Below are 25,032 nucleotides of genomic sequence, written 5' to 3'. Positions count from 1 at the left end.
ATGTAAAATGAAAGTAAATGGTGTGGAAATTGAAGACACTTTTGCTGAAGCATTTGATATAAAAGTTTCTAGAATATTAGTAACAGCTGCTAGTAAACGATTAGCAAAAATAGCTGCTAGAGAAGCTACAGGATATGGTACATCAGTTATTGGATGTCCTGCAGAAGCAGGTATAGATACATATATACCTCCTAAAAATACCCCAGACCAAAGACCAGGATTTACAATTATAATTTGTAATCCATCAAAAAAGAAATTAGATCATGAATTATTAGAGAGAGTAGGAATGACAATATTGACAGCACCTACCGCAGCAGCATTTGATGCATTAGAAAATGCTGAAGAAAAAGTAAATACAGGATTCAAATTGAAATTTTTCGGAGATGGTTATGAAAAAGAAGGGGAAGTCCAAGGTAGAAAGGTACATATAATTCCAATAATGTCTGGTGAATTCATTGTTGAAGAGAAATTTGGAATAAAAAGTGGAGTAGCAGGAGGGAACTTCTTTATAATGGCAGAAACCCAAGGCTCAGCATTATTAGCTGCTGAAATGGCTGTTGATGCTATAAAATCCGTTGAAGGCGTTATGACACCATTTCCAGGTGGAATAGTAGCTTCTGGATCAAAAGTTGGATCTAAAAAATATGATTTCTTAGATGCCTCCACAAACGAAAAAATGTGTGTAACACTTAAAGATGAAATTGAAGATAGTGAAGTTCCTGAAGATGTTAATGGTATCTATGAAATAGTTATTGATGGTATTGATGAGGAATCTGTTAAAAAAGCTATGAAAGTAGGAATTGAGGCTGCATGTAAGGTACCAGGGGTCAAAAAAATCAGCGCTGGTAATTATGGAGGTAAATTAGGCAAATATAAGCTACATCTACATGATTTATTCTAGAAAATTAATCAACGCAGAAAGGTTCAACAGCTTCCTTTTCCACCATTTCCCATATTTTTTCTTCAGGAAAATTAACGCCTAACAATATTCCCTTTTCTTTTAATTCTTCTTCAATTTTTTTTGTTATTTCTGCACTAGGTGTAACAATGGTGTGAGAATGGATATTGGCAGAAAGTTCATACAATGCTGTTAAAGTACGCCTTGCCCTTGGTTTTTCTAATTCTTTCTCACATTTTTTAACATCTTCCATTGTTTTTAAATTTAATTTTCGAGTCAGTACATATCTTATTCCTGGGAGATAGTGTTTAGATGTTAAAATTCTACCACCATATTTGACAACAGTTTTTTTATCTTCTAAATTTTTGACATCATGTTGCACTAAGATATCTACCACAGTGCCAGATTTTTGAATCATTTCTTTTATTTCACCTAAACTCATATTTATGCCAATAAGAAACCCTTTTTCTTTTAATTCTTTTTCAACTTTGTTTAAAGATTCTAGACTTCTAGCAGATATTACATGACTATGTATACCGCCTCCAGATAGCATGTAGAGTCTATCTATAGCATCATATTTTTTTGGATCTTTTTTTAACGTGTTTAAAAATTTGTCTATATCTTCTATAGAATCAGCGCCTACATGTCTCTTTAAAGGTTCTCTAAAACCAGGAATATAATATTCAATATCTTCAATTGTACAACCATGTTTTAGTATTATCTCTGCCTCATCTCTTATTTCATCGATTCCATGTTTATTTACTACTGTGATTTCTGGTTTTACCATTACTTCAGCCAACATTCCATATTTTCTCGTAATTTCTTTAATTTTTTCATCGTCCAAATTAACTCCTAATAAAATCCCTTCTTTTTTCAAATCTTCAACTACCTTTTCTAAGTTTTCTTTGCTTGGACCTGAAATCCAATGTGAATGTACACCACTTGTGGATTCATACATTTTGTTTAGTGATTCTCTAAGGCGGGGATTTTTTTTAACTTGAAATAAAAACTTTTCTATGTGATCAAGATCGCTAACCTCTATTTTCCTTTTCAAAGGTTCTCTAAATTCTGGTAAATGATACATAATGTTTTCTAGTGTACAATTATGTTTAAATATTATTTCTGCCTCTCGTTTTATACTTTCTATGCCATGTTTAACAGTTATTTTCATCATTAAAGGTTCCATCGCTGCAAAATAAATGTCTTTTCCTCCACTGAATTCTGGTGATATTATTCTATTTGCTCCAGCCTTTTTTAATCTACTTATATTTTCTCTTTCACTTGCTCTAGCTACAATCCATATTTTTGGGTTCAATTCTTTAGCTTCAATTGTTATAAAAAGATTGTCAACATCGCTACCTGTTGCTATTATTATACATTTTGCACGTTCGATCCCAGCATATCTTAATACATTTTCTTTTGTGGCGTCCCCTGGTATAGCAATTATGTTAGGATCTGACCATAACTCTGTTTCCACCAAATCTTTATTTTTTTCAATTATTACTACTTTTTGTTTTCTTTTTTTAAGTTCTTTAAATGCTGTTGATCCTACTCTTCCAAACCCACAAAGAATAAAATGATTTTTCATTGAGGCTATTTTCCTTTTTAATTTAGCTCCTGTAACATATTCACTAAAACTCATAAACATCACCGAAAGCATTAAAGTGAAAATATAAAGTAAGAATCCAGCTCCTATTAATTCTAGTGAGGCTGTAAAAAGTTTTTGTGATGGAGTAATTGGCCTAATATCACCAAATCCAGTTGTAGTGACAGTTGTTATTGTATAATAGATTGCATCAATAACTCCTAAATGCATAATATAAATAGATCCAAAAATACCATATACAAAAAGCAATATTAAGATTAATACAGCATAAATTACAGCATTTTTAAGATTAGTGGGGTAAAAACCATCCATATAAATCCCTTACATTGTAAATGATTCTTTAAACCCTTTGATTACATCTTTTATGGATTTTATTAACGGATTTTTTATTTTCTTAGGGTTTTTTAAACTTTCTAATCTCTTTATTCTAAAATAGAGAGGAGGATGAGGATCCCATTTCAACCAATCAAAAATTTTGTTATGAGGCTCACGTTCAAGAGCTAATCTTTGATATCCTATTTTTCTAAGGGCTTGTGCTAGAGATTTGGGCTTACCTATATATATCGCCGACAATAAATCTGCTTTTGCTTCAAAGAATTTTGCAATGAAAAATATCATTGCCATTGCTATGAATATGTAGAGTAGAGGAGATATCATAACAATAGGCAGTAGCACTGTTAATCTTAAAACAAACTCTGTTGAGACTATCACTAACAATACTAAGGGATCTTTACCAACAAGGTGTCCTAATTCATGACCAATTACACTCAATATTTCGTCATGCTCTAATTGTGCTAAGAGACCTGTAGTTATTATGATTAAACCATGTTTAGTGTTAGGTCCAGTTGCAGCTGCATTTGCAACCATTGTATTTGACACTACTATTTTTGGAATAGGTATTTTAAATTTTTCTGCAGCTTTTTTAACAATTTCGTAAACATTTATAGTTTTCGATGTTTCATAAAGAGGAGTACAACGAAATCCATATTTTTTGAGGATCTTTTCACCAATTTCAGGTTTTAAAGGCTTTCCAGCACCCAATGTTTTGTTATAAATTTCTTTCTTTATATCTACAATGGCTTCTTTACCAAATTTTTTTTCAAATTCTTTGTATTCATCCTCCGATAATTGATATTTTAAAATATGGACATATGGATTTTTTGGTGTTATTATCCAATCTCCAATCCATCGATACAAATATCCTGAAAATAATAATATTAAGAACTGGAGAAGTATTATAAAAATAACTGCATAAAATCCTAAAAGCAAAAACAAAACTATGTTAATCCCAAAAAACAAAATGTATATCAATATAATATTTCCAAAAATACCTTTAGATTCTTCTTTTCGTGTTGGAGGTTTTTCTGGTATTATTTCTTGGCCTTCAACCCAAGAAAAACAAAGAGTATATTTCTTAAGGCTATCTTCAAAATATCTCACTACTATAAACAAATCTTCTTCTATTTCTGTTATTTTTTCTTCATCAAAATGTTCAGAATACAATTCAATATTTATTTCCTCTCCACATACAATCTTACAATAAATATCATCAAATTTAAATAACAAAAAATTATCCATAAATTCCAATACATTGATCTTAGGGTTGGGATAAAGATAATATTTGTATAAGAAATCAAGAAATTTGGGATAATGTGCAGGACTTATTTCAGTTTTTATTGTGAATGTCTTTGTATAAAACATGATACCTTTCCCCTAAGTATTTATTTTTGACATTGAAATGTATAAAGATGTATAAAATTAATGGGTGAGTCAATGAAAGCAAGCGAAATCATGGAATTAGAAAGAAAATATATTATGAATACATACTCTAGATATCCTATCGTTTTATCACATGGAAAAGGATGTAAGGTATGGGATATTGATGGAAATGAATATATAGATTGTTTTGCCGGGATTGCTGTAAACAACATCGGTCATGCACATCCCAAACTAGTTTTGACAATATGCCACCAAGCTCAAAAATTGATTCATTGCTCTAACTTCTACTACACAAGAGAACAGGTTGAACTAGCAGAATTATTAACTAAAATATCTTCATTAGATAAAGTATTTTTTGCCAACAGTGGCACAGAAGCCAATGAGGGTGCAATAAAACTTGCAAGAAAATATACAGGAAAAAAAGAAATAATAGCTGCTAAAAATTCATTTCATGGACGAACATTGGGAGCTTTATCAGCTACCGGACAAAAAAAATATAAAAAAGAATTTGAACCACTTACTCCAGGATTTAAGCATGTTCCATTTGGTGATATAGATGCAATGGCTGAAGCAATAACTAGTGATACAGCTGCAGTCATACTAGAACCTATACAGGGAGAAGGCGGGGTTGTAGTACCTCCAAAAGATTATTTAAAACAAGTACGAGAATTAACGGAAGACAATGACATATTACTAATATTGGATGAAATTCAGACTGGATTTGGACGTACAGGTGAAATGTTTGCTTCAGAATTGTTTGGTGTTGAGGCTGATATAGTTACTTTAGCTAAGGCGATGGGAGGGGGATTTCCTATAGGTGCTATATTAGCTAGGGAAGATGTTGCATCTGCATTTAAACCAGGAGACCATGGATCAACATTTGGAGGAAATCCTTTAGCTTGTGCAGCAGCTAAGACTTCTATTGAAATAATAATAGAAGAAAACCTGCCAAAAAGATCCAAAAAATTAGGTAAATACTTTAAAGAAAAATTAAAAAAATTAAAACATGAAATAATAGAAGATGTTAGAGGGCATGGATTGATGATTGGGGTAGAACTTTCAAAGAAATGTGATTCTATAGTTTTAGATGCATTGAAGAAAGGTGTATTGTTAAATTGTACAGCTGAAAACGTAATAAGGCTGGTACCGCCATTAATCATTAAAAAAGAAGAAATAGATAAAGTTGTTGAGGTATTGGATGATATATTAGCAAAAAAATAAATTGAAGTAATGTGTATGATGTGAGGCAAATAAAATGTCAAACAAAGTATCTTTAGAAAAATTAAATAAGTTGCTGAGAAAAGAAGGATATGTACCAAGTGAAGACATACTAATAACATTATTTTTGGCTATGGAATTAAATAAACCTATTTTAATTGAAGGTCCTCCAGGAACAGGTAAAACAGAATTAGCAAAAAAATTTGCACAAGCCCTTAATAGAGATTTTTTCAGGATTCAATGCTATGACGGTATTACCTTTGAACAAATTGTTGGGGAATGGAATTATCAAAAACAGCTACTTCATTTAGAAAAGGCAAGAATTTATGGAACAGAAGAGGATGTATTTAGTGATGAATTTTTTATTAAAAGACCATTGTTATTGGCATTTCTAAACAAAAAACCGTCTGTAGTTTTAATAGATGAAATAGATAAGGCTGATGAAGAAGTTGAAAGTTTTTTATTACAAGCTCTTGGTGAAAAACAAATAACTATTAATGATTTAGGAACCTTTGAATTAAAAAATGATTTAATGGTATTTTTAACGTCAAATTCTCAAAGAAATTTACTTGATGAAACAAAAGATCGTTGCCTTTATTTATATATTGATTATCCTTCACCAGAAAGAGAAATGGAAATTGTAAAATCTCATGTTCCCGAAGCTCCAAATTCTTTAATTAAGCAAGTAGTAGAAATAATACAAAAAATAAGAGAATTAAACTTAATTAAGAAACCCTCAATTAGGGCAACAGTAGATTTAACAAAAACCATTTTGAAATTAAATAAGAAAAAATTGGACAAGGATTTAATTGAAAATATTTTAGGCGTGTTTTTAAAATACAAAAGTGATAAAGAAAAAGTTAAATCAAATCTTGCTAAGATCCTATGAAAATTATTGATTTATCAAATAAATTAAGAGAAAAAGGAATTCCTGTAAGTATAAGAAGTACGAAGGACGCTTACAGAGCTTATAATATTTTTAAGAGAAAAAAAAGATTATTAAAGAAAGCATTGAAGGCAATTTATGTAAAAGATAAAAGTCAGGAAAAATTGTTTGAAGAAGCATTTAAAGAAGTTTTTGAAAATTTAAATTCAAAAGAAAAGAAAAGTTCAAAAGACTCAAAAACTATTAAAGAATTCGTTTTTACACAAAATACAGTAAAAATTAAAGATACGTCTGAAAATATACCTGATGAAGAAATCATAGAATTTGGACCTAGATTGGAAGAAATTAATGATTTTAATTCTGATGAAATATCTCTTTTAGATAGAGATGTGACAACATTACAATTTAATCCAAAATTATTTGATTTATGTAAAAAATTAGGGATAAAAATCGCTAATAAAAGATCAAGAAGGTTAAGGATAGATAAACAAGGTAAACCAGATATAAGAAAAAGTATACGTAAAAATATAAAACATGGAGGAGTATTGTTAGAATTAGTTAAATCAAAGCCTCGTGTTAAACGTAGTCAGCATATTTTTCTTTGTGATGTAAGTGGATCTTGTGAATGGGTAAGTAGTTGGTTTTTCTGCATTATTTATGCTGCACAACACACTTTTTATAGGTCAAAGTTTTATGATTTTGATAATAAAATAATTGAAACAACAGAAGCTTTAAAAGAAGATAATATATTGGATGCATTCGCAAAAATAAGAGATTTAAGACAGAAAAACATGATGGTACATGGCATATCAAACATGTATCTAGCATTTAAAGACTTCCTTAAAAAAGTTAGAATCGATAAAAAATCATATATAATCATACTCAGTGATTGTCGTGATTGGGCAGGTCCAAGAATAAAAAATTTTCCAATGAGTGCAAAACTAATACATGAAATGTGTAAAAAAAGTAAAGGCGTGATAATTTTAAATCCAGAACCAAAAAATAAATGGGATGTTGTAGATAGTTGTGTTTCATATTATAGAGAGATGGGAGCCATAGTTAAAGAAGTTAGAACTTTAAGACAACTGGCAGGAGTAATAGAAGAATTGTAACAAAATATAAGTAGGGATAAGATGAAAGAGGAGATACTTGTTTTTCATTATGCTGATAGAGCAAAAGCATTCTTGTTGGAGTTATTTAGAATATTTGATGTATACATTAATTTAAACAAATCTAAAGATCTTGAAAGACTTATGTTAGAGATTATAAAAGGATGTGAAAAAGAAATCAAATTAGGTATGAACATATGTTCTGGAATACCTTGGGCAGAAAAATATTTTGAGGAATCATCAGAAAAAATTGAAAGTTGTTTAGAGAATTTTAATTCAAAAAATTATGATATGGTAAAAGAGAATATTAGAGATGTATTGAATAGAATGACTACATGTGCTGCAAAAGCTGAAGAAAAGCTAAAATAAATCTTATTCTTTGACTGACACAGATATTATTGATGAGGTATTTACATCGACTAAACCTTTATCTGTGAGTCTAATTTCAGGTATAACTGGTAAACTCATGAAAGATAACACCATAAATGGGTTGTGATGATGAATTCCTAACTCCAGGCATAATTTTTTTAGTTTTTTTAATTTTGAGTAAACGTTATGAATTTTTTTATCTGACATCAATCCAGCTATTGGCAATGGCAAAGAGCCTTTAACTTTTCCTTCCTCTACTACTACTATCCCACCACTCATTCTTATTAATTCTTTTACGGCTAATAAAATATCTTCATCTTTGACTCCAGCCACAACTATGTTATGAGAATCATGTGCAACTGTAGAGGCTATTGCTCCTTTTTTAAGACCAAGACCATGTAAGAATCCGACACCTACATTTCCTGTATATTTATGTCTTTCAAAAACTGCTAACTTTACAACATCTTTACTTGGTGAAGGTCTAAAATAGCCATCTTTGATTGGTAATTTCATCTTAAGTTTTTTAGTAATAAGTTGACCAGGGACAAGGCCAATTACATATGCTTTTTCAGATTTTGCTGGCACTTTTAACTTACTTTCTTTTGGTTCCTTTACTTTCATTGTATTTCCAATTTTTTCTGTCTTTGTTTTAATTTTTGAAATAATTTTACCATTTTTAGCAACTAATTTACCATCCTTAAAAACAATTTTAGGTTTAAACTCTTTGAAATCTTCAAAAACTAATATGTCAGCTATATATCCTGGTGCTATTGCACCTAGTTTATCAAGCCTAAAATAATTAGCAGCGTTTATTGTAGCCATCTGAAGGGCTTTAGAAATATCTATACCATAATCTACAGCAATTTTAACCATATGATTTATTGATCCTAGTTCAATGATATCTTCAGGATTGCGATCATCAGTTACAAAAAAACATCGATGGACAGTATTTTCATTTACAACTGGTAAAAGATCTTTTAAATTTTTTGCTACAGATCCTTCTCTTATCATTAAATACATTCCACAAAGTAATCTATCCTTTGCTTCTTCAACATTGATACATTCATGGTCAGATTTTATTCCTGCAGATGCGTAAGCATTTATCTTTTTCCCTTTAAGGCCAGGCGCATGTCCATCGACTATTTTGTTTTTGGCGATTTCTATTTTTTTTAATATTTCTTCCGATGTTTCTAACACACCTTCATAATCCATTAATTCTCCTAAACCTAAAACCCTTGGGTGATCAATAAATTTTTTCAGATTTTCTGCAGTTAATCTTGATCCAGATGTTTCTAATGATGTGGCTGGTACACAAGAAGGTAACATAACATAAATATTCATTGGTAGATCTTTTGTTGAATTTAATATGTACTTTATACCTTCTTCCCCTAAAACATTGGCAATTTCGTGAGGATCTATTATTGCTGTCAATGTTCCTAGAGGTACTACTGCTTTAGCAAATTCTAGTGGAGATACCATCGAACTTTCAATATGTACATGGCCATCAATAAATCCAGGTGTTACATATGCATTATCAAGATTAATTTCTTTTTTTCCTGAATATTTACCAACTCCTGCTATATATCCAGAAGTTATGGCAATATCTCCCTCTATAAATTCACCAGTAAAACTATTAAAAACATTACAATTTTTTAAAACCAAATCAGCGTTTTTCCTTCCTAAAGAAACATGTATCAATCTTTTTAGAACTTTCAAAATTATCACCAATTTTTATATTTTAAGATAAGTTTTACAAATCCATATTCTTTGTAATACTCAACTAAATTTACATATTACTAAATTTAGAACCAATAACTTCATATAATAGTTATGACTTAAGTAAAAACAGCATTATAAATCATTATAAATCATTAAAAATTGTGAGGAATATGGCATCTGAAAAAAATAATCTCATAAAAAATGCACTAAAAATTAATAATATTCAAATATCAATTGGAAAAATAATTACGGAGGCTGAAGAAGAAATTTTAAAAGGTCCTACTCCCAAACCTAATTTAGCTGATTTTAGGAAATGGGATTATGTATTATTAAGTCGTTATAAACCATTATATGCTCCACTCTGTGATGAATGTTGTTTATGTACTTTTGGAAAATGTGATTTATTAGGAAAAGAAGGAGCATGTGGAATAAATGCTAAAACACAACAAGCGAGAATGATGTTACTGACATGCCTTATGGGTACTGCTGCACACGCTGCACATGCAAGGCATCTTCTAGATAATCTAATTGAAGAATTTGGACATGACCACCCTATAGATCTTGGAAATAATATTAATGTTGAGGCCCCCATCATTAGAACTGTTTATGGAAAAGAACCAAAGGTTTTGGGAGATCTTAAAAAAGTTATTGAATATGTTGAAAGAGAAATGTCTCATTTATTAGCAGCATGCCACACTGGGCAAGAAGGAAATCATCTTGATTATGAGTCAAAAGCTTTCCATGCAGGATTAATGGATGAAGTTGCAAAAGAAGTAGCTGATATCTGCCAAATAGTCACTTTAAATTTACCAAAAGGAGAAGAAGACACAGAACTTATAGATTTAGGACTTGGAACTATTGATAAAGAAAAACCCGTGATACTTTGTGTAGGTCACAATGTCCTTCCTGGCGCTGATATTATCGATTACCTTGAGGAAAATAATTTAGAAGATAAATTAGAGGTTTGTGGGATATGTTGCACTGCTATTGACATGAGTAGATATAATAGCAGTGCAAAAATTGTTGGACCATTATCTAAACAACTTAGATTTATAAGGAGTGGTATAGCTGATGTAGTTGTAGTTGATGAGCAATGTGTTCGTGCTGACATACTAGATGAGGCCCTCAAAAAGGATTCTTTAGTTATAGCTACCACAGATAAAATATGTCTTGGCTTACCAGATATGACAAAGGAAGATCCGGATGTAATAGTTTCTAAATTAGTTAAAAGAGAAATAAAAGGTGCATTAATACTTGATCCAAAGAAAGTTGGCGAAGTGGCAGTTAAAGCTGCAATAAAAGTATCTAAATTAAGAAAAAATATAAAAAGATTACTTGACGAAAAAGAGATTATTGAAAAAGCTAAAAAATGTATAAAATGTGGATTATGTGATAAAGCATGTCCAAATAATTTTCCGGTTATGGATGCCATTGTTTCTGCAAGTAAAGGTGATTTATCTAAATTAGAAAAATTATGTATCGAATTATGTTACACTTGTGGACGTTGTGAACAAGTCTGCAAAAGAAATCTTCCTATTGTTTCAATGATAACGAAGGCTGGAGAAAGATTCGTAAAAAAGGAAAAATTTAAAATAAGAGCTGGTAGAGGTCCTGTACAGGACGTAGAGATAAGGAGAGTTGGAGCACCCATTGTATTCGGAGAAATTCCTGGCGTAATAGCATTTGTTGGATGTAGTAATTATCCAAAAGGTGGGAAAGATGTTGCATTGATGGCCGAGGAATTTTTAAAAAGAAATTACATAGTTGTAACTACTGGATGTTCAGCAATGTCAATTGCTGAGTTTAAGGACGAAGATGGCAAAACATTGTATGAAAAATATCCTGCAAGATTTGAAGCAGGTGGGCTTGTGAATCTTGGATCTTGTATTTCTAATGCACATGCTTCAGGAGCTGCTATAAAAATTGCCAATATATTTGCACGAAAATCACTAAAAGGTAATTTTGAGGAAATAGCTGATTATATATTAAATAGAATAGGTGTATGTGGCGTTGCTTGGGGTGCATATTCTCAAAAAGCAGCAGCTATTTTTACAGGGTTAAATAGATGGGGAATACCTGTAATACTTGGCCCTCATTCACTTAAATATAGAAGAATATTGTTAGGAAGGACACATGATAAAGAATCTAGACAAATAATCGATTTGAGGTCAAAAAAGAAAATAGATGGAGAGCCTGCACCAGAACATTTACTCTATGTTGCAGAAACTAGGGAAGAAGCTGAACCACTCATAGCAAAGTTATGTATAAGACCAAATGATACTCCAAGAGGAAGACAGACAAAATTGAACAATTATATTGATTTATATAAAAAGCATTACGGTAGAATGCCACCAGATGTCCATAAATTTGTCAGAACTGAGAAAGATATACCCATAGTTCATAAGAAAGAAGTAATGGAATTTTTAAAGAAAAAGAATTGGAAACCACGTAAAGCACCATCTGAACCCTCATGTTTACACTATAGGTATCCATAAAGAGAGGTGTATACCATTAGGAAAAATGCAATGAGATTGAAGCCTGAAACTTTTAAATCGATGTTAAAAAGATTTGATAGACCTTTGTTAGTTGCAGGTCCATTAGTAATAGAAAATTCTGTATTAGATTTAGTGATTAATATAATAAAACGATGGAATTTACCTGTAGTTGCTACTGCAAATACTTACAAATTTTTTGCCGAAAAAAATGTTGAAGCAAAGGCCTATGGGTTAGTTGAAATTGTGAATTTACTTCAAGACAAACAATGGAAAGGTTTAGATGGCAAAGGTCAATACAATCTAGTGATTTTTATTGGATGTAATTACAATGTTTTGTTACAATGTTTATCATCATTAAAACATTTTGCCCCACATATTAAGACTATTACTATATGTAAACATTATTATCCAAATGCATATGCATCTTTTCCTAATATGGATAATAGAAGATGGTTAAAATATCTTAAAAAAATATTAGAAAGCTAATTAGGGGATCTAAATGTTTGAAAACATACCAGTGAATGTTGGAGCAGCATACGAGGGTGAAAGAATAAGATCAGCTAACATGTTTGTTGAGCTGGCAGGTCCAAAATCCATAGGTGCAGAACTTGTAAGAGTTAAAGAGGATGTGGAAGATGGCAGAATAAAAGTTATTGGCCCCGATCTTGACGAAATGAAACAAGGTGAGAGGCATCCATTTGGTATAAAAATTGAAATAGCTGGAAAAGACCTTGAAGAAGACCTTGAAGGAGTTATAGAAAGAAAAATACATGAATTATGCAATTATGTTCAAGGATTTATGCATTTAAATCAGAGAGATCAAATTTGGTGTAGAGTTAGTGTAGAGGCAAAGGAAGCTGGATTTAGATTGAAACATTTAGGAGAAGTACTAATTGCATTATTCAAAGAAGAATTCAATATTATAGATAAAATATCTGTAACTTTAATCACTGATGAAGAAAAAGTGAAAGAATTTGTAGAAGAGGCACGTAAAGTATATGAAAAAAGAGATGCTCGAGTAAGAGAACTTTCAGAAGAAGATGTAGATGTATTTTATGGTTGTGTGATGTGCCAATCTTTTGCACCCACTCATGTTTGTATAGTAACTCCTGACAGGCCTGCATTATGTGGTGCCATGAATTGGTTTGATTGTAGGGCCGCACATAAAATAGATCCTGAGGGTCCTATATTCGAAGTAGAAAAGGGGGAAGTTATAGATGAAATTAGGGGTGAATATAGTGGTGCAAATGATGCAGTACTGGAAAAATCACAAGGTACAATAGAAAAAGTATATTTACACAGTGTTTTTGAATATCCTCATACTTCTTGCGGATGTTTTGAAGCAATAGCATTTTACATACCTGAATTGGATGGTATAGGCATTGTACATAGGAATTACAAAGGAGAAACACCATTAGGTATACCATTTTCAACCATGGCCGGTCAATGTTCTGGTGGAAAACAAGTTGAAGGTTTTTGTGGCTTATCTATTGAATATATGCGATCACCAAAATTTTTAAGGGCTGATGGTGGATACGAAAGAATTGTATGGATGCCAAAAGAAATCAAGGAAATGGTATTTGATTTCATACCAGAGGAATTGAGAGATAAAATACCGACAGAAGAAGAAGCTGTTACAATAGAAGAAATAAAAGAATTTTTAAAAGAGAAAGGACACCCAATTGTAAAAAGGTGGAAAGAAGAAAAAGAAGTTACAAAGGAAAAAAAAGAAGAAGCAGAAGAAACTCCGACTGTTTATGCACCTGAATTGGCGTTGCCAACCTCTGGTGGGGTAAGAATTGTGTTGAAGAACGCCAAAATATATGCTGAAAAGATTATAATAAAAAAGAAAAAATAGGGATTTAATGATAATCGCAGTTAGTGGTAAAGGCGGCACTGGAAAAACGATGGTGGCTGCTCATTTAATTAGACATTTAATTAAAACTGGAAAAGATATCCTTGCAATCGATGCTGATCCAGATTCAAATTTAGCAGATGCATTGGGAGTAAATTACGAAAAAACTTTAGGAGATGTGAGAGAAGAATTAAAAAAAGAAACTTCCACTGGTAAAATACCACCAGGCGTTGATAAATGGAGTATTTTGGAATATAGAACTATGGAAGTACTAGTTGAAACAAAAAATTTTGATTTACTTGTAATGGGTAGGCCTGAAGGGAGTGGCTGTTATTGTGCTGTTAATACTATGCTAAGGAAGATAATAGCTGAACTATCTTCCAATTATGATTATGTAGTAATTGATACTGAGGCAGGTTTAGAACATCTAAGTAGGAGAACAACGCAAGACGTAGATATAATGTTAGTTGTAACAGATTCTTCGCAACGAGGAATAATGACTGCAAAAAGAATAGCTGAATTAGCCAAAGAACTTGAAATTAAATTTAAAAAACTTTTTTTAATTATAAACCGTGCTAAGGAAGAATATAAAGATGAACTAATACAAAAAGCAAGAAAATGCGGATTAGAAGTAATTGGAATAATACCTGAGGATCCATTAGTTGAAAAATACGATATGGAAGGTAAACCACTTATAGAGTTACCTGAAAATGCAAAATCTGTAAAGGCTGTAAAAAAAATTTTAAATTCAATATTAACAATTGAAAATGAAAAGAGGAATTAAAATGAAGGAGATAAATAAACTTTTAAAATTACTTGAAGATGTGGAATCAATTGAATTAGAAAATTTTAAGATTGAAGTTGACAGCCTTGAACTTCAACTAATGCCTGTAATAAAAGAAGCTCAAAAAGTTGTTGAAGAAAGAAAAGAAAAAATTGAAAAAGAAGAAAAAATAGAATTTGAACCACCTATAAAATCATATCCTGGAAAAATAAATGAAGTAAAATTAGGAGGCGGAAAGAATAGGAAAGAAATTAGATTAGGAGGTCAAAAAGCATTATATAGGTTTGAAGAACCACAACCAAATCCACCAGTAGTTACATTCGATGTTTTTGATATACCAATGCCTGGTCTTCCACGGCCTATAAGAGAACATTTTGAAGATGTGATGGACGACCCCGGAGAATGGGCAAAAAAAGCTGTGAAGGAATATGGAGCAGACATGGTTACCATTCATTTAATTGGTACAGGCCCTAAAGTTATGGATAAATCACCTAAAGATGCTGCCAAAGATATAGAAGAAGTTTTACAGGCTGTAGATGTTCCTTTAGTAATAGGAGGGTCAGGAGACCCAAAAAAAGATCCTATCGTATTAGAAAAAGCTGCAGAAGCTGCAGAAGGTGAAAGGTGTCTTTTAGCATCTGCAAACCTTGATTTAGATTATAAAAGAGTTGCTAAAGCTGCAATAGAATATGATCATGCTGTATTATCTTGGGCCATTACTGATATAAACATGCAAAAAACTCTGAACAAATATTTACTTAAAGAAGGATTGAGCCATGAAGATATTGTGATGGATCCAACAACATGTGCACTTGGTTATGGAATAGAATTCTCTATTGATGTGATGATTAGAACTAGATTATCTGCATTAAAAGGTGATACAGATTTACAGATGCCTATGTCTTCAGGAACTACGAATGCTTGGGGATCAAGGGAAGCATGGATGAAAAAAGATGAATGGGGACCTACTGATTACCGAGGACCTCTTTGGGAAATAATAACTGGATTAACAGCTATGCTTTGCGGTGTTGACCTTTTTATGATGTTACATCCATTATCTGTAAAATTATTACGTGAAGTAGCTAATACATTCACAAAAGAATATCTCACAGCAGATCACGATGATATTAGCAATTGGATAACTCAACTTGAGTAGCTGCTATTGGAGGCAATAGTTATGGAACTTACAGCGATGGATATTTATAAGTTACTTCCAAAAACTAATTGTGGTCGTTGTGGAGAATCATCTTGTATGGCATTTGCAACAAAATTATTGGAAAAAAAGAAAAAAATAGAAGATTGTCCATTGTTGTCAGGGGCTGAAAAAGAGAAACTTGAAGAACTTTTAGCACCTGCTGTAAAAGAAATAACATTTGGCAAAGGAAAGAAAAAGGTTACTATTGGTGGCGATGAGGTTCTTTATAGGTATCAACTAACTTTTTATAACCCAACGGCTTTAGCTATCGATGTTACTGATGAAGAAAATTTTATGGAAAAGGTAAAAAGATTAGAAAAATTTGAAATAGAAAGGACTGGAGAAAAATTAACATTAGATGCAATTGCATTAAGGAATAAATCAAATGATCCTGAAAAATTTGCTAAGGCCGCGGAAAAATTGAAAAATTCAAAATATCCATTAATTCTTTGCTCATTCAACTCAAAGTCAATGGAGGCTGCACTTAAAGTTGTTGGGGATGAAAGACCGATAATTTATGCTGCAACAGAAGAAAATATAGATGAAATGGCAGAATTAGCTAAAAAATATGATTGTCCTTTAGTATTATTTATACAATCAGATTTAGAAAAAATGAAAGAACTTTCACGTAAACTTAGAAATTTAGGAGTTGAAGATATTATTCTAGATCCAGGTACATTGGTTGGTGAAGCAATAGGCGATACTCTGGATAATTTTACAATGATAAGGAGATTAGCTATAGAAGAAAAGGATGATGATTTCAGATTTCCAATTATGGGTGTACCTGCATTAGCAAGAATGTACAGCACTGATGAGATTGAGAAAGGTATAAGAGAAGCCATGGTAGCTGCTGCACTAATCAACAGATATGCTGATATACTAATACTACGAGGCACAGAAGTTTGGGAATTGTTACCTGTATTAACACTTAGACAATCTATTTACACAGACCCAAGAAAGCCTCAAGCTGTAGATCCTGGTTTATATGAGTTTGGTAAAGTAGACGAAAATTCACCAGTGATTATAACAACTAATTTTTCATTAACATATTATACTGTTGAAGGTGACTTAAAATCAGGTAAAGCTAATTGCTATTTGTTAGTACTTGATACTGGAGGTAAAGCTGTAGATGTTTCGGTGGCTGGAGGTCAATTTAATGGAAAAGCAGTAGCAGATTTAATCAAAGAAACAGGGATAGAAGAAAAGGTCAAACATAGAACTTTAATAATTCCAGGGCTTGCAGCATCAGTTAGTGGTGAAATTGAAGATGAAACTGGTTGGAAAGTTGTGGTTGGTCCAAGAGATTCCTCAGAATTGCCAGATTTTCTAGAAAAGAAAGCTATTGCCTAACACAGAGTTCCACATAATGTTTTTTAAAATTTAAAATCCTATGGTTTTTTATTTTAATACCTTCATTCTTAAGTATTTCTTCTTTCATTCTGGTTCCACCACGATATCCTCCTACTTTGTGATCACTCCTTACAACTCTATGACATGGAATGACTATTGGTAAAGGATTATGGCTGAGGGCATTGCCAATTGCACGATAAGCTTTAGTTTCAAGTGAATTTGCAATGTCTTTATATGTCGTTACATGTCCATACGGTATTTCTGAAACTTTTTCTAAAACTTTCCTTTGAAAGCCAGTTGTTAAATTTAAAATTTTAAATTTAACTTTTTTACCATAATAAGCTTTTCCTAATCTAATTGCGATAGAATTATCTTCAGAAAAATTACCAACAATTATTTTAAGGTCTTTAATTGCTAATTCAGGCCTTTTTCTTCCTAAACTACTTGATACAACTTTACCACTTAAAGTACTGACAGCAAAGTATTTATCTCTGTATTTTGCAAGACTTATCATATTATTCTTTCTGCTAAATTCAATGCTTTTTCATTACCATAAATCATGCTAAGATCATAAATTAAAGTTAGATAGGATCTTAGAGGTGTTGGATCATCTTCTATTTTCTTTGAAAATATATAATTCAATGTTTTTTTCATTGAACTTTCATCGCCTGCAACATGGTATACAATACAGGCATCTGCATATTGACTTATACAATATTCTGGATTACCATCATCTTTAAATTTACCAAAGTTTGTTTGATGTGATTTAAGCCATTTAGCACCTTTTTTTATACTATCTAACACCCTAGGATCTTTCGTATAATTATAGTAGAGACATAAACCTTTTAAAATTCCAATGTTTTTATATGTTTCATCATGCCATGAGCCATCTTCTCTTTGTTTTGATATTACTTTCTCGATAATTCCCTTTTTATTTTTTGGATACATGCCACTAACTTGAGAATCTGTTTTTAAACTTAAATAATCATTGGAATTTTCATAAAAGTTCGAAACCTGAATAGAATCCTTCGATGTCTGGGACTCAACATATTCAATTCCTTTTTTAACTATTATCTTATGTTTCTCATTCCCAGAATTAAATTGAAGTAGAGGATATATTGTACTCATAGTTGTAAGCGTATATTCTTCTGGTGGACTTGTCCCACCAACAAAAGATCCATTATCTAATTGCTTACAAGCTAACCAATCTATTATATATTCTGACCTTGTTTTTAACTCGGGGTATTTTTCAGAGAGATTATTGTAGAGTAGAGAAATCATAGCATTCAAGTCAGGACTTCCTGGAAAAACATCTCTAAACTCGATATCCAATGTGTCATTGTATAGAGAAGTACCTATTGTATCAGAATATGAATATCCATTCCAAAATTCTTCAATAAATTTTATGCTTTTTTCATTGATGTTTAATTTTTCTTTTCTTGTTAGTTTCGGTTCTGCCACATATTGATAAACTATTGCATCTCTGGAGATGAATAATGGTTTAAAATGTGGATCAAATGCCATATATTTACTTAACGTTGAATTATTGTAAGTTCCTTTAGCTAAATATATATATGTAACATTATATTTCTCTAACAGGAAATAAACTTCATTTAATAATGGAGAATTTAGCATTTCATTAACATCGTTTTGGACAGTACGTACCTCATTAAGTGAAGGTGGTTTATCAAATAACCCTTGATACACACTTTTTTGTAAAATAATATCTTTTCTTTCAGTCTCACCTACTAGTAAATATGCATCGTCCCTACTAGCAAGGAAAATTGAATTTTTTGGCGTGTTGTCTTTTATAAAATTGAAAGCAGCTAAATGCCTTTCTGTTGGTTTTGCGACACTTGAATAAGATACGGCAACGCCTTGTAAAACAACTATTGATAAAAGCAATAATAAAACAAATGGTTTCAATTTTTTATTTATTTTGAAGGATTTTATAGTATTTATAAATTTTAATAGTATAGGACCTGCCAAAATACATATAGGAATTGCTAAATATGGATCCCTAAATCTAAAGGAATATGCACCAGCAAAAATAAATAATATTGCCCACAAAACTATAAATTTATAAATTGGATTATTAGATTTAAAATATTTAAAAATTGCATATACGCCTAAAACTAATTGAATGGCACCTAACCATTTGAAAAACCCTAAAAATGCTACAGTTTGTGTTTGTAACCTTTCTGCATTTTTAATAAATATAAAACCAAATAAAGCTAATAATATGACAATTATAGGCAATAATTTTGGTTCTTTTTTAATTGATGGTAATAAGAAAACCAGGAGTAAAAGAAGTAAAGTAAGAAGGAGGAATACCCACCCTCTATGTGTAAAAACATATAATATAAACAATGCTATTGCTGCAACTATAAATTTTTTTTCTCCTGTAAATATTTTAAAAAAGTTTCTTAATTCAAAATTTTTTAAATTCTCATGCCCTTCTATGGATTTTATATACTTTACAAGTAAATAAAGTATAGAAATAAAGAAGAAAAGTCCTAAAGATTCTGGTATGAATATAGACGTCCTTACAAAATAGGATGGAGCAAAAGCAAATAAAAATGTAGATGCAAGTCCTATCTTTTTATTATTGAAAATTTCACATGCCATTTTATAAAATATAAATATTGTGAAAATACTTAAAACAGGAGGTATTAAGAAAAATACTAGTTTTGTTTGAAAAATTTTATAAATTGCTAAAGAAAGAAGATGGAAAAGAACAGGATAACCATATTGACTTATTCCTGTTATAGATTTCAGGTTCCATGACAAAATTCCTAATCCTTCATTTGCTAATCTTATAACAATATCCTTGTGAACATAAGCATCATTGCCTACAAGTATTGTAAGCTTGCTTGGAATCAATCTTGTGAAAAATGCTATCATTAGAATTATTAGGAGATATTTTGATACATTTATTTTCAAATTACTCATTTTCACACCTTTTTAAATTAGCTTTTATTTTTTAAAATATGAATTTTTTATATTTGCTATTCATGTTTTTAGTTAAAAATTTTTATTTTCTCATATTGTAAAGATCTGTGTATAAAGATAGAACAAATTGAATTAAAGTTTAAATATTAGTGAAACAAAAAATATGTATAGATAATTTTAATAGGAGTGTTAAAGAATTATGCGAGATTCTCCTGCACAATTATTCAAAAGAATTGAAAATCTTAAAAAAGAAATAAGGATGCTCAGAGAGGAGAATAAACGAATCAAAAGGAATTTAATGTGGAAAATCAGGAAACTAGAGAAGGATAAATTATTAATAGAAAACGAAAAAATGAGACTGGACAGAGAAGTTAGGTCATTGAGAAGTGAAATTGAAAGACTTAGGACACCGCCATTAGTAATAGGCACTGTCACTGAAATATTGGACGACGAAAGAGTGGCAGTGAAAAGTAGTACAGGACCATATTTTGTTGTTAATCGTCCAAAAAATTTAGATGGTAAAAAAATAGAACCTGGAACAAGAGTTGCCCTTAATCAACAAACATTTAACATAGTAGATGTTCTACCAAGTGAGAAAGATCCTGCAGTTGTTGGAATGGAAGTTGAAAAGAGACCAGAAGTTGGATATGATCAAATTGGCGGATTGAAAAAACAAATTAGGGAAGTTAGAGAAACAGTGGAATTACCACTTAAAAAACCAGAACTATTTGAAAAAGTAGGTATAGAACCTCCAAAAGGTGTACTCCTATATGGACCACCTGGAACTGGAAAAACATTGCTAGCAAAGGCTGTTGCCCATGAAACAAATGCAACATTCATAAAAGTGGTTGCTTCAGAATTTGTCAGGAAATATATTGGAGAAGGAGCAAGATTAGTAAGAGAAGTTTTTGAGTTAGCTAAAGAAAAGTCACCAAGTATAATTTTCATAGATGAAATAGATGCTGTAGCTGCCAGAAGATTAAGAAGCTCCACATCTGGTGATAGAGAAGTTCAGAGGACCTTAATGCAGCTATTAGCAGAACTTGATGGCTTTGAATCAAGAGGAAATGTTGGTATAATTGCAGCTACAAATAGACCAGATATTTTAGATCCTGCACTACTAAGACCCGGAAGATTTGACAGATTAATAGAAGTACCTCTACCAGATGAGGAAGGTAGAAAAGAGATATTAAAGATTCATACAAAAGACATGTCTTTAGCTGACGATGTTGATATATCATCATTAGCTAAGATGACTGAAGGTTCATCAGGTGCAGATATAAAGGCTATTTGTACTGAAGCAGGAATGTTTGCAATTAGAGATGGAAGAGAAGAAGTAACCATGAGTGACTTCATTAAAGCTATTGATAAGATTTTAACTGTCGAAAGAAAAGAGGATTTCAGAAAAGAAACTGGAGTGATGTTTGGATAAACAATTACTTTTAGCCCTATGATGATCCCTATGAGCTCTGAGTGAATTGTGATGAATGATGGGCGATCTGAGGCTTATATTTCCCATAATTCACTTAAGACAACCTTTTTATTTGTAGCGACTAGTTTAGGTATTTTACCAACTACGCCTGCATGTTCACCCACAATTATCAAAACACCTTTAAAATGTTCCTTAAGGTCATCTGCTCTATCTAGTGCATTCTGTAAAGCTTCATCATCTTTTTTACCTGTTGCATAATTTCCTATTGAAGTTGCAATTGCATCTGCAACACTAGCATTTTCTGCAAAAACAGTTACTGCATCTGCTCTACCAAAACTTATTGAATGACCTACAGTTCCTGAAGATGTACATATTCCCAAAGGTTTTTTATTTTTTTTAATTTTGAACCCTATTTTACCTGAAAATGGTGAATCTCCAGCATAAAGACCTACAATAACCTTTTTCCTTTTATTTATTAAACTTATATCACCACCATTATCTACAATACTTTGCCTAGAGCCTTTCCTAATTAGATATTCCAATGAGAGTTGTGAAATAGTTCCAGCAACAGAGGCCATTGGGCCTACTCCTGCCTTCCTACTAGCCTTTGCCATCAATTTAACAATTTTTGGCGACGAATCATCTATAGAAACAGGTTCAAAGGAAATTAAAAAATACGGATTTCTATAAATGTAGTTTTTAAGTTTTGTTCTTTGAGATATAATAAAAGAATATAAATTATGATTAACAATGTCTGTAATCAAATTTATGTTTGTCTCTTCTATCCTTATATTTTCATGGATCATAAGTAGACACCGGTGATAACAATGGAGAATATTGTTTATAAAACACGTCCAAATATAATACTTTACACAAATTTACCAGTGAAATTGATATTCCTTCTAATTTTAATATATTTATTTCCATTAGCTATGAATTTTCTTTATGACATTGAGAAAACACTAATACCTCTACCTCTAATAACATTGCTGACTTATATTTTCGCATTCATTGGTATTATTCTTATATTATCAATATTCTTAGATTTCCTATCTTGGAAATTCACAAACTATATACTAACAGATCATAGATTGATAGTTGAGAGTGGTTTTCTTAGAAAAGAGAGGGCCTACATACATTATCCTAAAATAGTGGATATAACAATACATCAAGGAATAATTGATAGGATGTTCAACGTAGGTGACATGGAGATTAGAGGTGGCCATGATATTGCACCACTTATTTTGAGAAAAATTCCAAGACCAGAAGAATTTGAGGAAAAGATAAATCAACTGATATCATCTTATGAATCAAAAAAATAAGGCTGGTAAAAATGAAATATGATGTCATTGTAATTGGAGCTGGACCTATAGGTTCTACAGTTGCTAGATTTTTAGCCGAAGAAGGGTTTAATGTTTGTATATATGAAAAGAAAAAACAAGTAGGTCTTCCACTCCAATGTGCTGGATTAGTATCAAGAAAAATATCAAAATTAAATCCCCTACCTGAAAATGTTATAATAAATAAGGTTAGGAAAGCCAGAGCATATTCACCATCTAATATATCTATAAATGTTTCTAAAGAAGATTATGTTGGATATGTGATAGATAGAGTAAAATATGATCAATATTTGTTGAACAAAGCCATTGAAAATGGTGTTGATGTATTTTTGGGACATAAAGTAGAAAAAATAAATCATGATGATGCCAAAGTATATGTAAAAAACAAAATTGTGAAAGCAAAGTTCGTAGTTGATGCAAGTGGGTATAATTCTAAGGCTGTTTCAAAACTAATCCCTGCCATTCAATATTTAGTTGAAGTCGATAATATCGAGAAAGATTGTGTGGAAATACATTTATTTTCTAAATTACTCCCAGGATTTGCATGGATGATACCTTTATCAAAAAAATTGGCAAGAATAGGATTATTGTCAGGAAATGAAAAAGATCTATACAGAATAATGGATAAATATAAGGTGAAAGGCGTGTTAGAAAAATACAGAGGGTTTGTACCTGCTCCAGAATTTAAAAAAATATACAATGGTAGAACAATATTAATTGGAGATGCAGCATCACAAGTGAAACCAACAACTTATGGTGGATTAATATTGGGTTTTTCAGCTGCAAAAATAGCTACAGAAGTACTTAAAGAAGCCATTGAAGAAAATAATCCTAAAATATTAAAGAAATATCATGAAGAATATTACAAAAAATATGGTAAAGAACTTAGAATACAATTATTAATCAAAAAAATTTTAAGTTTAATGAATGATAAACAACTAGATTACCTATTCAGGAAAATTAAAGAAAATAATATTGAGGAATTATTATCTAAATATGGTGATATGGACAAATATTCAAAGTTATTTAAAGAAGTTATCAAAAAAAATCTATCATTATTAATTCCAGAATCTGTGTGGCAGAGAACATGGAATTTCTTTTAATTTTATCCCGAGAGCACCCAAAAATACCATATTCTGAAGTAAAGGCAGTTTTGGACGTTGAATGCAACAACTACAACGTAAAGTATCAAAAAGATGGTATAATGGTAGTTTCAAGTGATGAAGATGTTGGTGAAATACTTGTAAATAGGCTTGCTTATGCACACGAAGTATCTAAGTTACTTTTCATGACAAATATTGAAAATTTAAAAGATAAAATATTAAAAGTTGATTGGGATTCTATACTTGGCCAAACATTTGCAGTAAGAGTAAAAAGAATAAATTCTGAAATTAGTTCTAGAGAGATGGAAGTGAAGATAGGTGGTATAATCGATAGATTGTCAAGTTCAAAAGTAAATCTCGAAAATCCAGAAAGTTTTGTCAGAGTAGTGTTTAATGATTCAAAGGTTTTTTTTGGTATAAGGGTTGGTAAAATAAATAAAAAACATTTTAATATTGCCAAACCCCATAAAAGACCGTTTTTCCATCCTTCTTCATTAGATCCAAAAATTGCACGGTGTATGGTAAATCTTGCTAGAGTTAAAAAAGGTGAAAAAATTTTAGATCCATTTTGCGGTGCTGGCGGTGTATTAATAGAAGCAGGGATGATAGGAATTAAAGTAATTGGATGTGATATTGATAAAAAAATGGTTAAAGGAGCAATAGAAAATTTGAAATATTTTGGAATAAAAGATTTTAAAGTGTTCCAGGAAGATGCAAGAAAAATAAAATTAAAGGAAAAGGTAGATGCAATAGTTACAGATCCACCATATGGTATATCTACATCTACTAAAGGTGAGGAATTATCTAAACTTTATTATGAATTTTTACTTTCAGCAAAAGATAATCTTAAAGACAATGGAATCTTATGTATGGCATCCCCTCACTTTGTGGACATTGATAAAATAATTGGGAAAACAAAATTTAAAATCCTTGAAAGATATGAAATAAGGTTACATAAAAGCTTGACAAGGATAATAAATGTTCTAAAAAAATAATGAGAAG

Annotated in this window: 21 protein-coding genes; 15 read left to right on the top strand and 6 right to left on the bottom strand. The window is 31.1% G+C overall.

The features are described 5' to 3' along the window. Positions 1–7: 7 nt before the first annotated feature. On the top strand, positions 8–901 hold the full coding sequence (gene fhcD, locus ACZ5LY_RS01225; protein WP_013413613.1) for a formylmethanofuran--tetrahydromethanopterin N-formyltransferase: 894 nt from the start codon (positions 8–10) through the stop codon (positions 899–901). Between the two features lie 4 nt (positions 902–905). Here the strand turns inward: fhcD and ACZ5LY_RS01220 are convergent, their stop codons facing one another. Together ACZ5LY_RS01220 and ACZ5LY_RS01215 are read right to left on the bottom strand one after the other, a co-directional pair. Next, complete coding sequence (locus ACZ5LY_RS01220) at positions 906–2,816, bottom strand: 3H domain-containing protein (RefSeq protein WP_464577704.1); 1,911 nt, start codon at positions 2,814–2,816, stop codon at positions 906–908. Between the two features lie 9 nt (positions 2,817–2,825). Beyond that, positions 2,826–4,205: a M48 family metallopeptidase gene (locus ACZ5LY_RS01215; RefSeq protein ID WP_013413611.1), complete on the bottom strand. Its 1,380-nt coding sequence runs from the start codon at positions 4,203–4,205 to the stop codon at positions 2,826–2,828. A gap of 72 nt (positions 4,206–4,277) precedes the next feature. On the opposite strand from ACZ5LY_RS01215, the gene ACZ5LY_RS01210 reads away from it, so the two are divergent. The 4 genes from ACZ5LY_RS01210 to ACZ5LY_RS01195 are packed head-to-tail and all read left to right on the top strand — an operon-like array spanning position 4,278 to position 7,805. After that, complete coding sequence (locus ACZ5LY_RS01210; RefSeq protein ID WP_464577703.1) at positions 4,278–5,444, top strand: acetylornithine transaminase; 1,167 nt, start codon at positions 4,278–4,280, stop codon at positions 5,442–5,444. 34 nt (positions 5,445–5,478) lie between these two features. Beyond that, positions 5,479–6,330, top strand: a complete 852-nt coding sequence (locus tag ACZ5LY_RS01205; protein WP_013413609.1) for an AAA family ATPase — start codon at positions 5,479–5,481, stop codon at positions 6,328–6,330. Beyond that, positions 6,327–7,439, top strand: coding sequence for a vWA domain-containing protein (locus ACZ5LY_RS01200; RefSeq protein WP_013413608.1), 1,113 nt, complete (start codon positions 6,327–6,329; stop codon positions 7,437–7,439). The genes ACZ5LY_RS01205 and ACZ5LY_RS01200 overlap by 4 nt, the downstream gene beginning before the upstream one ends. A gap of 21 nt (positions 7,440–7,460) precedes the next feature. Continuing rightward, on the top strand, positions 7,461–7,805 hold the full coding sequence (locus ACZ5LY_RS01195; RefSeq protein ID WP_013413607.1) for a hypothetical protein: 345 nt from the start codon (positions 7,461–7,463) through the stop codon (positions 7,803–7,805). A gap of 3 nt (positions 7,806–7,808) precedes the next feature. On the opposite strand, the gene ade is transcribed toward ACZ5LY_RS01195, so the two are convergent. Beyond that, positions 7,809–9,530 carry an adenine deaminase gene (gene ade, locus ACZ5LY_RS01190; RefSeq protein WP_464578021.1) on the bottom strand — a complete coding sequence of 574 codons (1,722 nt, stop codon included), beginning with the start codon at positions 9,528–9,530 and terminating at the stop codon, positions 7,809–7,811. Positions 9,531–9,694: 164 nt separating this feature from the next. Between ade and cdhA the strand changes: the two genes are divergently transcribed. The 6 genes from cdhA to acsC are packed head-to-tail and all read left to right on the top strand — an operon-like array spanning position 9,695 to position 17,203. Next, on the top strand, positions 9,695–12,019 hold the full coding sequence (cdhA, locus tag ACZ5LY_RS01185) for a CO dehydrogenase/acetyl-CoA synthase complex subunit alpha (RefSeq protein WP_464577702.1): 2,325 nt from the start codon (positions 9,695–9,697) through the stop codon (positions 12,017–12,019). Between the two features lie 30 nt (positions 12,020–12,049). Beyond that, positions 12,050–12,505 (top strand): CO dehydrogenase/acetyl-CoA synthase complex subunit epsilon, encoded by a 456-nt coding sequence (gene cdhB, locus ACZ5LY_RS01180; RefSeq protein ID WP_048060546.1) that lies wholly within the window; start codon positions 12,050–12,052, stop codon positions 12,503–12,505. Positions 12,506–12,518: 13 nt separating this feature from the next. Beyond that, positions 12,519–13,877 (top strand): CO dehydrogenase/CO-methylating acetyl-CoA synthase complex subunit beta, encoded by a 1,359-nt coding sequence (cdhC, locus tag ACZ5LY_RS01175; protein WP_464577701.1) that lies wholly within the window; start codon positions 12,519–12,521, stop codon positions 13,875–13,877. Positions 13,878–13,884: 7 nt separating this feature from the next. Then, positions 13,885–14,658, top strand: a complete 774-nt coding sequence (locus ACZ5LY_RS01170) for an ATP-binding protein (protein WP_013413602.1) — start codon at positions 13,885–13,887, stop codon at positions 14,656–14,658. A 1-nt stretch (position 14,659) separates the two neighbouring features. Next, on the top strand, positions 14,660–15,814 hold the full coding sequence (cdhD, locus tag ACZ5LY_RS01165) for a CO dehydrogenase/acetyl-CoA synthase subunit delta (protein ID WP_464577700.1): 1,155 nt from the start codon (positions 14,660–14,662) through the stop codon (positions 15,812–15,814). 21 nt (positions 15,815–15,835) lie between these two features. Further along, positions 15,836–17,203 (top strand): acetyl-CoA decarbonylase/synthase complex subunit gamma, encoded by a 1,368-nt coding sequence (gene acsC, locus ACZ5LY_RS01160; protein ID WP_464578020.1) that lies wholly within the window; start codon positions 15,836–15,838, stop codon positions 17,201–17,203. On the opposite strand, the gene ACZ5LY_RS01155 is transcribed toward acsC, so the two are convergent. Together ACZ5LY_RS01155 and ACZ5LY_RS01150 are read right to left on the bottom strand one after the other, a co-directional pair. Continuing rightward, positions 17,193–17,717, bottom strand: a complete 525-nt coding sequence (locus tag ACZ5LY_RS01155; RefSeq protein WP_464577699.1) for a methylated-DNA--[protein]-cysteine S-methyltransferase — start codon at positions 17,715–17,717, stop codon at positions 17,193–17,195. The two genes, acsC and ACZ5LY_RS01155, sit on opposite strands and share 11 nt — an antisense overlap. Further along, positions 17,714–20,155 carry a hypothetical protein gene (locus tag ACZ5LY_RS01150; protein WP_464577698.1) on the bottom strand — a complete coding sequence of 814 codons (2,442 nt, stop codon included), beginning with the start codon at positions 20,153–20,155 and terminating at the stop codon, positions 17,714–17,716. Before ACZ5LY_RS01150 ends, ACZ5LY_RS01155 begins: the two co-directional genes overlap by 4 nt. Before the next feature lie 199 nt (positions 20,156–20,354). Here ACZ5LY_RS01150 and ACZ5LY_RS01145 point away from each other — a divergent pair, with 199 nt between their 5' ends. Then, positions 20,355–21,587 (top strand): proteasome-activating nucleotidase, encoded by a 1,233-nt coding sequence (locus tag ACZ5LY_RS01145; RefSeq protein WP_013413597.1) that lies wholly within the window; start codon positions 20,355–20,357, stop codon positions 21,585–21,587. Between the two features lie 74 nt (positions 21,588–21,661). Here the strand turns inward: ACZ5LY_RS01145 and ACZ5LY_RS01140 are convergent, their stop codons facing one another. Beyond that, entirely contained in the window at positions 21,662–22,393 is a 732-nt protein-coding gene (locus ACZ5LY_RS01140; protein ID WP_013413596.1) for a UPF0280 family protein, read from the bottom strand. 21 nt (positions 22,394–22,414) lie between these two features. Between ACZ5LY_RS01140 and ACZ5LY_RS01135 the strand changes: the two genes are divergently transcribed. Genes ACZ5LY_RS01135 through ACZ5LY_RS01125 form a run of 3 tightly spaced genes read left to right on the top strand, consistent with a single transcriptional unit; the run spans position 22,415 to position 25,025 of the window. Beyond that, positions 22,415–22,909, top strand: coding sequence for a PH domain-containing protein (locus ACZ5LY_RS01135; protein ID WP_013413595.1), 495 nt, complete (start codon positions 22,415–22,417; stop codon positions 22,907–22,909). Positions 22,910–22,920: 11 nt separating this feature from the next. Continuing rightward, positions 22,921–24,030 carry a geranylgeranyl reductase family protein gene (locus tag ACZ5LY_RS01130; protein ID WP_464577697.1) on the top strand — a complete coding sequence of 370 codons (1,110 nt, stop codon included), beginning with the start codon at positions 22,921–22,923 and terminating at the stop codon, positions 24,028–24,030. After that, positions 24,015–25,025 carry a TIGR01177 family methyltransferase gene (locus ACZ5LY_RS01125; protein ID WP_464577696.1) on the top strand — a complete coding sequence of 337 codons (1,011 nt, stop codon included), beginning with the start codon at positions 24,015–24,017 and terminating at the stop codon, positions 25,023–25,025. The genes ACZ5LY_RS01130 and ACZ5LY_RS01125 overlap by 16 nt, the downstream gene beginning before the upstream one ends. The last annotated feature ends 7 nt before the right edge of the window (positions 25,026–25,032 follow it).

The organism is Methanothermus sociabilis, assembly GCF_055392295.1.
This window is presented reverse-complemented; position numbering and strand designations above follow the sequence as displayed.